We start from the raw sequence: 15151 nt of genomic DNA, 5'->3' as shown, positions 1-15151 counted from the left end.
GAGAATGTTTTAGAGAAATTTAAGACACTAAAAAGAGTATCGCTTACACGAAAACAACAAATGAAAAAAATCCTGTTACTCTCAGATACACATAGTTATATTGATGACACTATTTTAAAACACGTCAAACAAGCAGACGAAGTCTGGCATGCTGGAGATATTGGTGATTTAAACGTCACTGACCAAATTAAACAATTAAAACCTTTACGTGCAGTTTGGGGAAATATAGATAATAATAAAGCACGTGTGGAGTTTCCAGAACATAACCGATTTACTATAGAAGGTGTTGATGTTTGGATCACACACATTGGTGGTTATCCAAACAAATATAATAGTAGAGTGAGAGATGAAATAAAAGTAAATCCTCCAAAACTATTTATTTGTGGACATTCACATATCCTAAAAGTGATGCCAGATAAAAAATTAGGTTTATTACATATGAATCCTGGAGCAATCGGAATTCATGGGTTTCATAACGTAAGAACCATGCTTCGTTTTACTGTAGAGAATGGTAAAATTGACCATTTGGAAGTGATTGAATATCCAAGAAAATAAAAAACCCAAAGCTTTCACTTTGGGTTTTTTTCGCACTAATACTACTAAGATGTTAGGTTTAACGTAAACGATCTACAGATTTTACAAGATCTTCATCCCTCTTAATGGCTCTGTTTGATAAAATCAAAAAGACGATAGAAATAACAGGAAGGAAAATCGCAACACCTTTCTCAGAAACATCATTTGCTTCTCCAGATGCGGTTAGTATTCGATACACGAAAAATCCTAGTAAAATTAAGTTTAATATCTGATTGAGTCGTCCCAACATAAATTGAGATTTCCTGTTTTTATAACTAAATATTGAAATTAATGCTAATAACGCAGACCCTAAAAACAAACCAAAAACAACTAGCTCGTCTTTTGCAAATACAACAACCTCATTTGCAGTAGTCCATAAATCAAAGACAAAAATCAATCCGCCAGAGATGATAGCTACAATTAATAAGTATACTGTTTGGATGCGTTGTAACATTTTATAGTTTCAAAATAAAATTGAATGACAAAAATATAGTTTCTTTTATAAATATTGAATAAAAAATTAAAATAAAAGTCGTATAATTGCAGTAACGTTGTGCAACACTCACACTAGCAGAACGTTAATTCTTCAGAAGTTTATCTTATTTTCTTCAAGAAACAATCAATTCAAAAAAACTATTTTACATAAGTTAATTCAACATCAATGTTTGAAATCTCACAATTAAAAGAAATGAAGCTACCTGAATTACAGGATATAGCTAAAAAATTGAACGTCCCAAAATTTCGTTCACTTAAAAAATTAGATTTAGTATATAAAATACTAGACAAGCAAGCAGCAGATCCAAAAGCTGTTTTAGACGTTAAAAAGGATGATGCACCAGCAAAACAAGCACCAGCAAAACCTACACAACAAAAACCTAAAAGAGCAAGAGTTGCAAAACCTGCGCCTCAAAAAGACAACACTAACCAATCTAAGTTAGATTTAAAGTCAGAGCTAGAGTCTAAAGATAAATCTCATGACACTGCTCCAGAAAAAGCACAGCACAAAAAGCCAGTTCATAATCATCAAAAAAACAAACAGGCTAACGATAATAAGGACGAGAAACAAAAAGATAACAAGCAACAAAATCGTCCAAAACACAACAACCAAAAAAATCAGAAAAATCAAAAAAACGGTAATCAACATAATGGTAACAAAGACAACCGTAACCGTTACAGAGAACCAGATTTTGAATTTGACGCTATCATAGAAAGTGAAGGAGTTTTAGACATCATGCAAGATGGCTATGGATTTTTACGCTCATCAGATTACAACTACTTATCATCACCAGATGATATTTATGTATCACAATCTCAAATCCGTTTATTTGGATTAAAAACTGGAGATACGGTTTTAGGTCATGTACGTCCACCAAAAGAAGGCGAAAAATACTTCCCGTTAATAAAGGTTAGCAAAATCAATGGTCAAAACCCAAATGTAGTTAGAGACCGTGTAGCTTTTGAGCATTTAACACCATTATTTCCGCAAGAAAAATTTAACATAGCTGAAAAACAAAGCACCATTTCTACAAGAATCATGGACTTATTTTCTCCAATAGGAAAAGGACAACGTGGTATGATTGTATCTCAACCAAAAACTGGTAAGACTATGTTATTAAAGGATGTGGCTAATGCAATTGCTGCAAACCATCCAGAAGTCTATCAAATGATTTTACTAATAGACGAGCGTCCTGAAGAGGTAACAGACATGCAACGTAATGTGCGTGGAGAAGTTATAGCCTCTACGTTTGATAAAGAAGCACATGAGCATGTAAAGATTGCTAATATCGTGTTAGAAAAAGCAAAACGATTAGTTGAGTGCGGACACGATGTAGTAATCCTTTTAGACTCTATTACACGTTTAGCTAGAGCTTACAATACAGTACAACCAGCATCAGGAAAAATATTGTCTGGTGGTGTCGATGCTAATGCATTACACAAACCAAAACGTTTCTTTGGAGCAGCACGTAACATAGAAAATGGTGGATCACTTACAATTATTGCAACTGCTTTAACAGAAACTGGTTCTAAAATGGACGAAGTAATCTTTGAAGAATTTAAAGGTACAGGTAATATGGAGCTACAATTGGATCGAAAAATATCTAATCGTCGTATTTTCCCAGCAATAGATTTAACATCGTCTAGTACACGTCGTGATGACATATTATTAGATGAAACTACAATACAACGTATGTGGGTTATGCGTAAATACTTAGCAGATATGAATCCTGTAGAAGCTATGGAATTTATAAACGATAGATTTAAACAAACTAGAAATAACGAAGAGTTTTTAATCTCTATGAACGGTTAAAGAAACTTTGCAATAAACTAAGAAGCCTTAATATTCAAATTAAGGCTTTTTTTATGGCATCATTTTACCTAACAATCTATTATTGCTAAATAATACCATCAAAATTTAAAGCATAAAAAAAAGCGCTTCACAAAGTGAAACGCTTATAATATTATATAACTAAAACTGTTTATAAAGCAGCAACGTGCTTAGCTAAACTAGATTTTAAGTTAGAAGCTTTATTAGCATGAATAACGTTATTCTTAGCTAACTTATCTAACATAGATACAACAGTTGGAAACAAAGCCACAGCTTCTTTCTTGTTATCCATCTCGCGCAACTTCTTAATCGCATTACGAGTAGTCTTATGCTGATACTTATTTCTTAAACGCTTAGTTTCGTTACTTCTAATTCTTTTTAACGATGACTTATGATTTGCCATTTTGTTTATTTTTTCTTTTTTATTAAAAAATTGTAGCCCGTAGGGGAATCGAACCCCTCTTACCAGGATGAAAACCTGGCGTCCTAGCCGATAGACGAACGGGCCATTTTGCTATTGAGAGCGCAAATATAAATTTAATATTTAAATCTTGCAATCTTTTTCAAATAACCTTCAATGTTTCCATTGCGGATGCAAAAATACAACTATTTTTAAATGTTGCAACAACTAATTAAAAAAAATTGAAAAAAATTGCATTAATACGCTTTTGCAAATAATACACGACGTTTAGATGGCGCACCAGTGAAGACACAAGCTCCTTTTTCAAACTGTCCTTCTAAAGGGATACATCTAATAGTTGCTTTAGTTAATTCTTTGATTTTATCTTCTGTTTCAGTAGTACCATCCCAATGAGCAGAGATAAATCCGCCTTTAGTTTCTAATACCTCCTTAAACTCTTCAAAGGATTCTACCTCTGTAATGTGTGCTTCTCTAAAATCTAATGCTTTTTTAAATAATGCATCTTGTATTTCGGTCATTAAATCTTCAACTGTTTTTATTAGATTGTTTAATGGTACTATTTCTTTTGTTAATGTATCACGTCTAGCAAGTTCTACGGTACCATTTTCTAAATCTCTAGCACCAATTGCAATTCTTAAAGGTACACCTTGTAATTCATGCTGAGCAAATTTTGCTCCTGGTCTAAACGTATCTCTGTTGTCATATTTAACAGATATATTTTTAGATCTTAAATCTTTCATTATTCCATTAACTACTTCAGTGATAGCGTCTAATTGCTCTTCATTTTTATAAATAGGAACAATAACTACTTGATTAGGTGCTAAATTTGGAGGTAATACTAATCCTTTGTCATCACTATGGGTCATAATTAAAGCTCCCATCAATCTGGTAGACACTCCCCAAGATGTTGCCCATACATAATCTTGCTTTCCTTCTTTTGAAGTAAACTTTACATCAAATGCTTTGGCAAAATTCTGACCTAAAAAGTGAGACGTACCAGCTTGTAACGCTTTACCATCTTGCATTAAGGCTTCAATACAATAGGTTTCATCTGCACCTGCAAAACGTTCACTTTCTGTTTTTAGACCTTGTATAACTGGAATAGCCATAAAGTTTTCAGCAAAAGTAGCATAGACATTATTCATTAGTTCAGCTTCAGCTAAAGCTTCTTTTTTTGTTGCATGAGCTGTATGACCTTCTTGCCATAAAAACTCAGCTGTACGTAAAAATAATCTTGTACGCATTTCCCAACGAACTACGTTTGCCCATTGATTTATCAACAATGGTAAATCTCTGTAAGATTGAATCCATCCCTTGTAGGTATTCCAAATAATAGCTTCGCTCGTTGGACGCACTACTAACTCTTCTTCTAGTTTGGCTTTTGGGTCTACTCTTAATTTACCAGGTTTATCTGGATCATTTTGCAATCTATAATGAGTAACAACTGCACATTCTTTAGCAAAACCTTCAGCGTTTTTTTCTTCAGCTTCAAACAAGCTTTTAGGCACAAACAGAGGAAAATATGCATTTTGATGACCAGTTTCCTTAAACATTCTATCTAATTCTGCTTGCATTTTTTCCCAAATAGCAAATCCATAAGGTTTGATAACCATACAGCCTCTTACAGCTGAATTTTCTGCTAAATCCGCTTCAACAACCAATTCATTATACCATTTGGAATAATTTTCGGCTCTACTTGTTAGTTTTTTACTCATATACAGTATTTTGGCACAAATATTGTGATTATGTTAAATAATAAAATAGTTCGACAAAACTAACTATTTTTGTAATGTTCAACAATTAAAAACAACACGTTATGAAATTAATTAACTACTTATCTAACAAAATACCTGCTTTTATGGCGCTTTTTGCTGTATTGGCTTTAAGCTCATGTGGCTCATATCAATACGTTGGACAAACAAGTGACGGTATTTATGAAACTTCTACACAAATTGAAGTTCAAGAAACGGAAGCTAGACCAGTAGAAACTAATAATGATTACTACACCAATTACTTTAAAGAAAAAGCTTTAGAAGCTGAAATATATAATGAATCTGATGATGTTTTCACTGACATTGATTCTTACCAAGGTACTTACGATGAAACTTTAGATGGCGAAAACCAAAATGGTGGTTGGGGAGCTGCTAACGAAAACGTCGTAATTAACGTATATGATAATGGATGGAATAACTTTGGTTGGGGTTGGAACAATCCTTGGGCGTGGAATAGACCATGGGGCTTCAATCGTTGGGGTTGGGGTTGGAATAATTGGGGATGGAACAATTGGGGATGGAATAATCCTTACGCTTGGAATTATGGTTGGGGTTGGAATGCTGGTTTTGGATTTGGTTGGAATGCATGGTGCCCACCATACTATGGTTATGCGTATAATGGATTTAATAGAAATAATTATTATAGAAGAGGAATTGCTTATAACACTGGACGACGTGGAACACTTGCCAATAGAGGTTCTGTTTTAAGTACAAGAAATTCTGTTAATAGACCTAGAACTAATACTACAACTAGACCAAGAACTAATACGACTACAAGGCCTAGAACAAGTACTACTAGACCTAGAACTAATACTACTAGACCTAGAACTAATACCACAAGACCTAGAAGCACAAATTCTAGACCAAGAACCAATACTACCAGACCTAGGAGTACTAACTCAAGACCTAGAACTAATTCGTCAAGACCTAGAAGCAACAATTCTACACCTAGAACAAGCTCACCTTCTAGAAGTAACTCTACAAGAAGTAGTTCTTCATCAAGAGGTAGCAGCGGAGGATCAAGAAGAGGTAGAGGTTAAAATTTAAAACAAATAGTTTATGAAGAAATTAATTATGCTAGTCATAGGTACCCTATCTATGTCTATAAGTCAAGCACAAGATATTAACGACGCCTTAAGGTATACTGATGGAACTATAAAAGGTTCTGCAAGATTTCAAGCTATGGGTGGAGCATTCGGAGCACTAGGTGGAGATTTAAGTGCTATAAGCTTAAATCCAGCTGGTTCCGCTGTTTTTACTACTAGTTTTGCTTCCATCTCATTGGGTAGTGATAGTAAAGACAATAACACTAACTACTTTAACGGTAATCGAAACACGTCAAACTCTACAATTGACTTAACCCAAGGTGGAGCTGTATTTGTATTTAAAAACCAAAATAACAATTCTCCTTGGAGAAAATTTTCACTAGGATTAGCTTTTGATAATACAAAAAATTACGAAGATGATTGGAGAGCAATTGGTACTGGTAATACAAGTATTGGAAATTATTTTTTAGCAAATGCCCAAGGATTACGTTTGGATGAAATCTCATCATTTCCAGGTGAAACCACATCGGAAGCCTATTCAGAAATTGGTAGTGCATTTGGTTATCAACATCAACAAGCCTTTTTAGGTTATGATTCTTACATATTAGAACCTGACTCATTTGATGATGACAATACTAACTATTCTAGTAACATTACTGGTAACTCATTTCAACAAAATTATTTATATACATCTACAGGATATAACGGAAAAATCAGTTTTAATATGGCTGCTCAATACGAGGATGACATATACTTGGGATTAAATCTTAATTCTCATTTTTTAAACTACAACCGTTTTACTAGTTTGTTAGAATCTAATTCCAGTGCAAGCTCAACGGTAGGTGAAGTGCTATTTGATAACACACTTACTACTAATGGCTCTGGATTTTCTTTTCAATTAGGAAGTATTTTTAAACTAACTAACGAGCTAAGAGCTGGATTCACTTACGATTCTCCAACCTGGATGACCATAAGGGAAGAAACTACACAATATTTAGAAACTTTAGTTTTAGATGACACTAATGGAGATTTCTATCAAATAGTAGATCCTAACATTTTAAATGTATTTCCAAGCTACAGAATACAATCGCCTAGCAAAATCACAGGAAGCTTAGCTTATGTATTTGGAACACAAGGATTAATTAGTTTTGATTACTCTAGAAGAGATTATAGTAAAACTAAATTTAAACCTACATCTGACACTTATTTTGATTTACAAAACACGATAATTGAAAATACACTAACTGCTGCTTCTACTTATAGAATTGGGGCAGAATACAAGGTAAAACAATTTAGTTTCAGAGGTGGTTATAGATTTGAAGAAAGCCCTTATGCAGATGGAAGCACTGTTGGAGATTTGACTGGATATTCGTTAGGCTTAGGTTATAATTTTAATGCTATAAATTTGGATTTAGCTTATAGTAATTCTAGCCAAGAGCGTAACGAACAACTTTACAATGTAGGCTTAATTAATGCTGCTAACATCAATAATGATAATACCAACATTACGTTAACCTTAGGTTTTAAATTATAAAATTTATACTTGAATATTTAAAAAGTCTGAATTTCTAGTTCGGACTTTTTTTTGTCTATATAATTTGTCAATTAGTGTAAAAAACATACGTTCTATATCACTATTATTAAAGATGATGATGTTACTGAGTTTAGAGTAAATCTAAAACTTACTTTTGAAGTAAAGTAATTTTAGTTCTTAATGGTATTAAAAAAGCCTGAACGAGATGTTCAGGCTTTTTTATGTTTATGTTTTTAAGCAATCTTATCGTTTTAAAGTAAAGTGTGCTTTAAATTGTTTTTGCTGTGTTAAATCACTTGGTTCTTTATAGTCTATTGTAAACCAATAGTCACTGGTTGGCATTGGGTTACCATTAAAGGTTCCATCCCATCCTGGACTGGTTGGACTTAACTGCTTTAACAACTTACCATAACGGTCAAAGATGTAGATGACTGCATCTGGCTGGTTTTGGATTCCGTAAATATTCCAAGTGTCATTAAAGCCATCATCATTTGGTGTAAAGAAGTGTGGGTAGTCCATTACGGTTACTGGCACACTGGTTTCTCCACATCCATTGATGTCTCTTACCGTTATTATATGATCGCCTCCTGCAACATCTGTAAAGGTATAAGTGTAGCTGCCATCTGTATTTAATACACCTAATTCCCATACACCATCATCTAAGCTAAACTCGTAAGCTGAGACTCCGCTTCCTGTGGCTGTGACTAATATATTATGGACGTCTGCAAACGCTTCGGTGGTAACCTCTGCGTCTACCACTGGTGGTTCGCTTTCTTCTACAATAGTGGTATCTGAGTTTTGACACATCGTAACACTACTTGTGGTCACATCTGTAACAATCACAGTATAGTTTCCGCCTTGTGTTGGTGTTAAACTACTTCCGGTTTCTCCTGCAAGGGTAACACCTTCTAATAACCACTCAAAGGTATAGTCTGTAGTGTTTAATCCTGTTTCTATTACTGGTGGATTAACCACTTCTGTTCCGTTAGTATTGATACATAGCAAATAGCTATCGTCTATATCAAACTCTGGTAATGGGTTGACTTGCAAGGTGATTTCTGCAGTTTCATAACAAATAGAACTGTCTATCATGGTTCCGGTTCCTGTACCGTCATCTACCATCGTGTCGTTATCCACACGTACATAAATGACTTGTGGGTTGGTCGTATTTTCATACAAGAATGGTATTGGATTGGTACCTGCATCTGCATCTGCTTGTGTCGCATAGTAGCTAACAATGTAGTTGGCTGGATCTTGTCCATCTAACACGTCTGGGTTTTGAGTTAGTAAATCAAACTGAGCACTGTCGTTAGTCGTATCTCCATCAGTCTCCATATTATCATCACAAATCTCATATACGATTGGTACCATATCTGGATTGGCTTGTGCGGCTTCTTGAACTTCTATATTGAAGCTGGTCGTCGTGTCACAACCCGTTAGCGTATTGGTAATATTTACATAAATGGTTTGTGGGTTACTGGTATTGGTATACGGACTGCTTAATGCATTCATCGCTGTGTCTGCTTCACCTTGTGTTTCATGGTAGGTTACCGTGAATATACTTGGGTCTTGTCCATTTAATATCTCGTCTGTTTTACTTTCTAAATCAAATCCGTATTGTCCATCGTTAAATAGTTCGCAATAGATATAATCTTCTATTGGACTTACTACTGGTAATGGATTGACAATTACATCAAAACTAACAATGGTATAACATCCTGTTCCGCTTGTTCCTGTTGCATCTGTCCCGTTTGTAACACGTACATAGATGGTTTGTGGATTGATGGCTACGCCTGGATTGGCTGGATCCTCATTGGTATGCATCGTTGGATCTGCTATTTGATTGGTTCCTGATAAGGCGTCATTTAAATCTGTATAGTAGCTTGCGCTTACTCCTGCTTCGCCATTAATGGTTGCCACTTCATTGGTAGTTAAATCAAAGATTTCTATTAAATCGTTTGGACCAACGACGTTAACATCATCACACAACTCTAAATTATCTGGATTTGGTGTTGGTGTTGGGTTTGGTAACACACGAATAGTAAGTGTGGTAAAACTGAAGCATCCTGTGTCTTCATCTGTAACTCTAACATATACCGTCTGTGGATTGGCTGGATTGCCATTAACCATCATATTGGTATACATGGTTGGGTCTACTATAGCGTTGGTGTCTGCTTGTGCATCTGCTTGGGTTTCGTAATAGGTAACAATCCAACTGACGTTTCCTGCGGTGATTTCGTCATTCTTAACCGTTAAATCAAAGACTGCCATGTCATCATTATTTTCATAATAGTTAGCGTCTAGCTCATCACAAATGGCTAATGGTGTTGGTTGCACAATTACTGGTGGGAACTCTACACGTATAATAAACTGTCCTGTACTTACACATCCATTGGTATTACTAACTAGTCTGATATAAATAGTTTGTGGATTGGTAGCATTGGTATAGTTGCCTGTATTGACAATTGGACTGGTACCATTCTCTGCGTTTAATTGTGTAGTGTGATAGGTTAATGTAAAATCTGCTGGGTTTTGAGCTCCTAAGATTTGCGGTGTCATGACCGTATCAAAATCAAATTGATTGAAGCCATCACTATTATCATCACACACAATATAATCGTCTAAAGCTACTGGTACTACTGGTGAAGGTTGTACTTCTAGTGGTAATACAACAACGGTAATACAGCCTGTTAGATCGTTTTCTGCTCTAACATATATCATTTGATTGTTGGCTACAATATTGGTGTATGGACTGGTTAATGGGTTTAAGTCATTGGTCGCATCTGCTTGGGTTTCGTGGTAGCTAATGCTAACGTCTGGCTCGCCATTTAATATGGTTGCTGTTTGACTGTCTAAATCAAAGCTGGTAAACCCATCGTTATCGTCATCACATTCTACTAGTGCTGTTGGATTGGCTACTGGTGACGGGATAGGATTGACTCTTAAATCTAAGGTTATAGTACTAACACAGCCTGTTACATTATCTTCTGCACGTATATAAATTGTTTGTGGGTTTGCTGACGTTGCTGGAGCAACTATGGTATTGGTATAAGGGCTAAAAATCTGATTTGCTGCGATTGCATTGTCTGCTCCTGCTTGTGTGTCGTAATACGTTAATGTAATTCCCGTTTGTCCGTTTAATATTTGTGCATTAGCATCTTCTAAATTAAAAGCTTCTACCTCATCTCCTGGATTATTGTAATCGCATAACTCTAATGGGTCTGGTTGTACTAATACTGGTAATGGATTGACTATTAAATCCATAGTGGTTATGGTAGAACACCCATTAGTATTATCATCTACACGCACCCAAACGGTTTGCATGTCTGGTGTAGTATTGGTGTAGGCATTAGGTGTGGCTATAGCGTTTTGCGGTACTGCTGCATTGGCTGCAGTCTCATAAAACGTGATGGTATAGTCTGCTGCTGCTAGATCGTTAGTCGCATCTGTATCTAATTGGTTTAAAATCTCTGCATTGTTTAATTCTAAATCAAATATTGCTATACCATCTGCATCGTTATCACAAACTTCTAATGGGCTTGGGTCTGTAATCTGAGGTGTTGGGTTTACTATTAATACTAAATCGACAAAGCTAGCACAAGCTGTCGCTATTGTTGAACTTTCTACGCGTACATAAATGGTTTGCATGTCTACCACAATATTATTGTATGGACTAGCTAGTGCATTGACGTTGTTTTGGGCATCACTTGGTGTTTCGTGATAAGTAACCGTTAAGCCTGGTGCGCCTCCTGTGATTTCCGCTTCGGCATCACTTAATGTAAATACGCCAAAACCATCACTGTCTGGATCACAAAACTCTAAAGGGGTTGGTGTAAAGGCTACTGGTGCTTGCTCGACATCTAATTGTAAGGTTGTAGTTGTGTAACAGCTTGTATTAACATCCTCAACTCGTACAAAAATCACTTGTGGATTACTAATATTTGTGTAGGGAATTGGTAATGGATTAACTTCCATATCTGCATCCATTTGCGTTAGATAATACGTCACTGCATAGGCTGGATTACCTCCACTAATCTCATTGTTTTTTATGCTTAAGTCTATAGATGTGAATCCGTCTGGAGTGTTATCATCACATACTTCAAGTGGAGTAGGTGCTATTGCAACAGGTTCTGGATATACAGTTACTGATTGATTAGTTGTTGTTGGACATGGTCCATTAGTCGTGTAATCAACACTATAAGTTGAGTTAGGATTTCCTCCTATTATTAAACCAGATGAAGCGTCTAAAACTGCTGCATCTGCTGGTGGTGTATTAAATGTAAATGTTCCACCTGGTGTTGCTACTGTGTCTACTACACCTCCATCACATGTTGGTGTATAAGTAAATGAGGAATCATCAGCAGAAAGCACATTTAAAATTTGAGTACTAGTGCCTGTACAAGCTCCTGCAGTTGTATATTCAATGGTATAACTTGCACCTGGAGTTGCAGATGTTACTGTACCTGCATTGACATCAATTACCGCTGCATCTGTTACTGCTGGGTTAAATGCAAAAGTTCCGCCAGGTGTAACGACAGAATCTACAATTCCACCATCACAATTAGCTTGAACTGTAAAAGAAGGATCATCTTGGTTTAAAACAGTAACATTTTGGAAACTATTTTCAGGACAAGGTCCTGAAGTTGTATATTCTACGGTATAAGTGGTTCCAGAAACTCCATTGGTTACTTCTCCTGTTGTTGCATCTATAGTTGCGCTATCTGTCGGCATAGGGTTAAATACGAATGTTCCACCCATATCTCCAATAATATTCATGGTTGCTCCATCACAATTTTCAATTACAGAAAACGTAGCATCTTCTGCAGGAAATACAGTAACTGATTGTGTGCTGTTATCTGGACAAGTACCATTAGTTGTATATTCTACTGTATAAGTTGCTCCTGATGTACCACTTGTAATAGTTCCGGTAGTAGAATCTATAACTGCTGCATCTGTAGGAACAGGATTAAAAGCAAAGGTTCCACCTGGTGTAGTTACTGTATCTACAACACCACCATCGCATGTTGGTTGTAGTGTGAAAGAAGGGTCGTCAGTAGTTTGTATGGTTAGACCTTGAGTAGTTGTTGTTGGACAAATTCCAGAAGTCGTATATTCAATAGTATAACTAGCTCCAGAGACACCATTAGTTACATCACCAGTTGATGAATCTATAGTAGCACCATCTGTAGGAACAGGGTTAAAAGAAAACGTACCACCTGGAGTAACTACTCCACTTACTGTTCCTCCAGCACAATTAGGCGTCATAGTAAACGATGAATCATCGTTTAAATTAACAATTAAATTAAAGACTGGTATTGGAGAGGCAATATAACAAGCTGCATCACTTATAACTTGAACTCTAACATAAATTGGTTGTGGATTAACCGTATTGGTATATGGACTTACCAAAGCTCCTACTCCCATATCTGCATCAGCAAAGCTTAAATGATAAGTAACTATAAAATTAGCAGAAGATTGCGTCCCTAAAATAGCTAAATTTTGAGACTCTAAATCAAATGGTTCAAACCCATCATTTGAAGGATCATCACAAGTCTCCATATCTGGAGCAGGATTTATTGTTGGTTGGGTTGTTATGTTTAAAGTAAACGTTTCAGTTTCATAACACCCAGAATTTAAATATTCAACTCTTACATAAATGGTTTGAGGCACTCCTAACACTGCTGAAGAACTATAATTAGCTGGTGTAGCTATAGGTGCTGTGTCATTATCTGCATCTGCTTGAGCTTCATAATAAGTAATTACTAAATCACCTGGAATAGCAGAAGGAGCAGTAATAGTAGCATCATTTTGAGTTAAATCAAAAATATAAGGTGGCGCACCTGGATTACATAAAAACAAATCGCTTGGCAAACCATTATCAATTTCTGGCAATACGTCGATACACACAACTTCAGTATATTCACAACCAAAATCATCTGTAGTTCTGTAAGTAAAACAATGTGTTCCCGCAGTAGCAGGTTGTACAACAATATCATTACCTGTTGTACTTACAATAGCAGGATCTGCATCCCATCCTTCAGTAACGGTTACAGGAGTAAATGATAATTCTGGTGGTTGTAAGTTAGGATCAAACTCTATGCTCCATGAAAAAATAGTACCATCATCAATATTTAAATTATCAATAATTTGTATAGTCCAGTCTCCATTTAATGGACTTCCTAATAATGGCCCAAAGCCACCTTCGGGTAAATATGTTCCGGATACAATAGAATTATTAGGAGGATTAGATCCAGCAATAACTGTAGGTCCGTTTTCTAAAGTAACTGTACCTGTTACAGAAAAACAATACTCTGCACCAACTCCAGGTACCTCATCGTCATTGTTGTCAGCTCCACCAAGATAAGTACCTCCTCCACCAGGATACCCTTTCAACACAGCTAATTGCCCTGTAGGACTTATAATATTTATATCTAAATCACCCATAAAGGAGTGCTCCATATTAACACATATAGCGACAATTTGATTGACATCTGTTAGCGTTTGCGCAGAATCATAACAATCTACTGTCACAGAGGTTTCATAAGTTAAACCTCCTCCATCGGGAAGGGATGTTAAACCACTTACAGGAGGTGTACAATCGTTAATAAACTCAGTTGGAGTTACTACACCATTTATAGTTGTTGAATCTCCGAAACAAATTACATTATCTACAGCCTGAGTACCAGCAAAATCAGGTTCTGTACCTACTTGTACTACTTGATTAATTAAATTATCATTGGTACAACCTCCAGGACCAGGATCCGTATTAGTATCTGTTACATTTAAATTGACAATATAGACGCCAGGTGTTGGATAAGAAAACGTCGCGGATTGACCACTTATAAAATTTCCATCACCTAAATCCCATTCGTAAGTTGCTCCTGTACCATCTACTGAAAATGTTGCACTACCATTTAAAATGATTTCTTCATTTGGACAGACTCTTATATAACCGTCTCCATTTGGAGCTGGCATTGTAGTGTCTATTTGAGATATAATTGTTTGGCAAGGTTCATAACAAGATATGTTTGCTTCCCAACCACTAGTATTTCCTGCTCCATCAGAAACAAACTCTATAGTTAAACAACCCGTAGGATTTGTTGGAGTTGCTGAAAACATTCCAGGATTTGCTGCTGCTCCACCACCAGAATATGTTCCAAAAGGATTAGCTGTTGTATCGTCACCATCGTAGATGGTCATAACATCTGCATTTAATTGAGTACTAAATGCTGTAAAATCTAATTGTACTTGTTGACCAGGCGTGTCTGGACAAATAGTCAAAATAAAACTTTCACCATCTGCATAATTATTAGCTGCTCCACCAGAATCGTAAAACACACCACCACATTGATTAACAGTAGTTGTTTGCATTAATACATCTTGAGAAAAGGTGATATAAGTATTTAGAAATATGAGGGCTAGTAAAAATTTCTTCATTGTAGTATATTTAGAATACAATTTAATCTATTACAATTAATG

At 35.8% G+C, this 15151-nt stretch carries 8 protein-coding genes and 1 tRNA gene; 4 read left to right on the top strand and 5 right to left on the bottom strand.

Annotated elements, in window-relative coordinates; translation table 11 throughout:
* Nucleotides 1-60: 60 nt before the first annotated feature.
* Nucleotides 61-555, top strand: a complete 495-nt coding sequence (locus Ollyesu_RS08645; RefSeq protein WP_279300823.1) for a metallophosphoesterase family protein — start codon at nt 61-63, stop codon at nt 553-555.
* Nucleotides 556-613: 58 nt separating this feature from the next.
* Here the strand turns inward: Ollyesu_RS08645 and Ollyesu_RS08640 are convergent, their stop codons facing one another.
* A complete protein-coding gene (locus Ollyesu_RS08640) occupies nt 614-1027 on the bottom strand; it encodes a DUF4293 domain-containing protein (protein WP_279300822.1) in 414 nt (137 codons plus the stop codon).
* A gap of 207 nt (nt 1028-1234) precedes the next feature.
* Here Ollyesu_RS08640 and rho point away from each other — a divergent pair, with 207 nt between their 5' ends.
* The gene (gene rho / locus Ollyesu_RS08635) at nt 1235-2881 is read left to right on the top strand and encodes a transcription termination factor Rho (protein ID WP_279300821.1); all 1647 of its coding nucleotides are present in this window, start codon (nt 1235-1237) and stop codon (nt 2879-2881) included.
* A 169-nt stretch (nt 2882-3050) separates the two neighbouring features.
* On the opposite strand, the gene rpsT is transcribed toward rho, so the two are convergent.
* From rpsT to proS, 3 genes are all read right to left on the bottom strand, one after another.
* A complete protein-coding gene (gene rpsT, locus Ollyesu_RS08630) occupies nt 3051-3302 on the bottom strand; it encodes a 30S ribosomal protein S20 (RefSeq protein WP_279300820.1) in 252 nt (83 codons plus the stop codon).
* 33 nt (nt 3303-3335) lie between these two features.
* Nucleotides 3336-3407, bottom strand: a tRNA-Glu gene (locus tag Ollyesu_RS08625).
* Between the two features lie 149 nt (nt 3408-3556).
* Entirely contained in the window at nt 3557-5035 is a 1479-nt protein-coding gene (gene proS / locus Ollyesu_RS08620; RefSeq protein ID WP_279300819.1) for a proline--tRNA ligase, read from the bottom strand.
* A 101-nt stretch (nt 5036-5136) separates the two neighbouring features.
* On the opposite strand from proS, the gene Ollyesu_RS08615 reads away from it, so the two are divergent.
* Together Ollyesu_RS08615 and Ollyesu_RS08610 are read left to right on the top strand one after the other, a co-directional pair.
* Nucleotides 5137-6132: a hypothetical protein gene (locus tag Ollyesu_RS08615; protein WP_279300818.1), complete on the top strand. Its 996-nt coding sequence runs from the start codon at nt 5137-5139 to the stop codon at nt 6130-6132.
* Nucleotides 6133-6151: 19 nt separating this feature from the next.
* Complete coding sequence (locus Ollyesu_RS08610; protein WP_279300817.1) at nt 6152-7672, top strand: outer membrane protein transport protein; 1521 nt, start codon at nt 6152-6154, stop codon at nt 7670-7672.
* Nucleotides 7673-7915: 243 nt separating this feature from the next.
* Here Ollyesu_RS08610 and Ollyesu_RS08600 read toward each other — a convergent pair whose 3' ends face one another.
* Nucleotides 7916-15109 (bottom strand): T9SS type B sorting domain-containing protein, encoded by a 7194-nt coding sequence (locus Ollyesu_RS08600; protein WP_279300816.1) that lies wholly within the window; start codon nt 15107-15109, stop codon nt 7916-7918.
* Nucleotides 15110-15151 lie beyond the last annotated feature (42 nt).

Source organism: Olleya sp. YS (assembly GCF_029760915.1).
Lineage (GTDB): Bacteria > Bacteroidota > Bacteroidia > Flavobacteriales > Flavobacteriaceae > Olleya.
The sequence above is the reverse complement of the archived record's forward strand: the minus strand, read 5'-3'. Positions and strand labels throughout refer to the sequence as shown.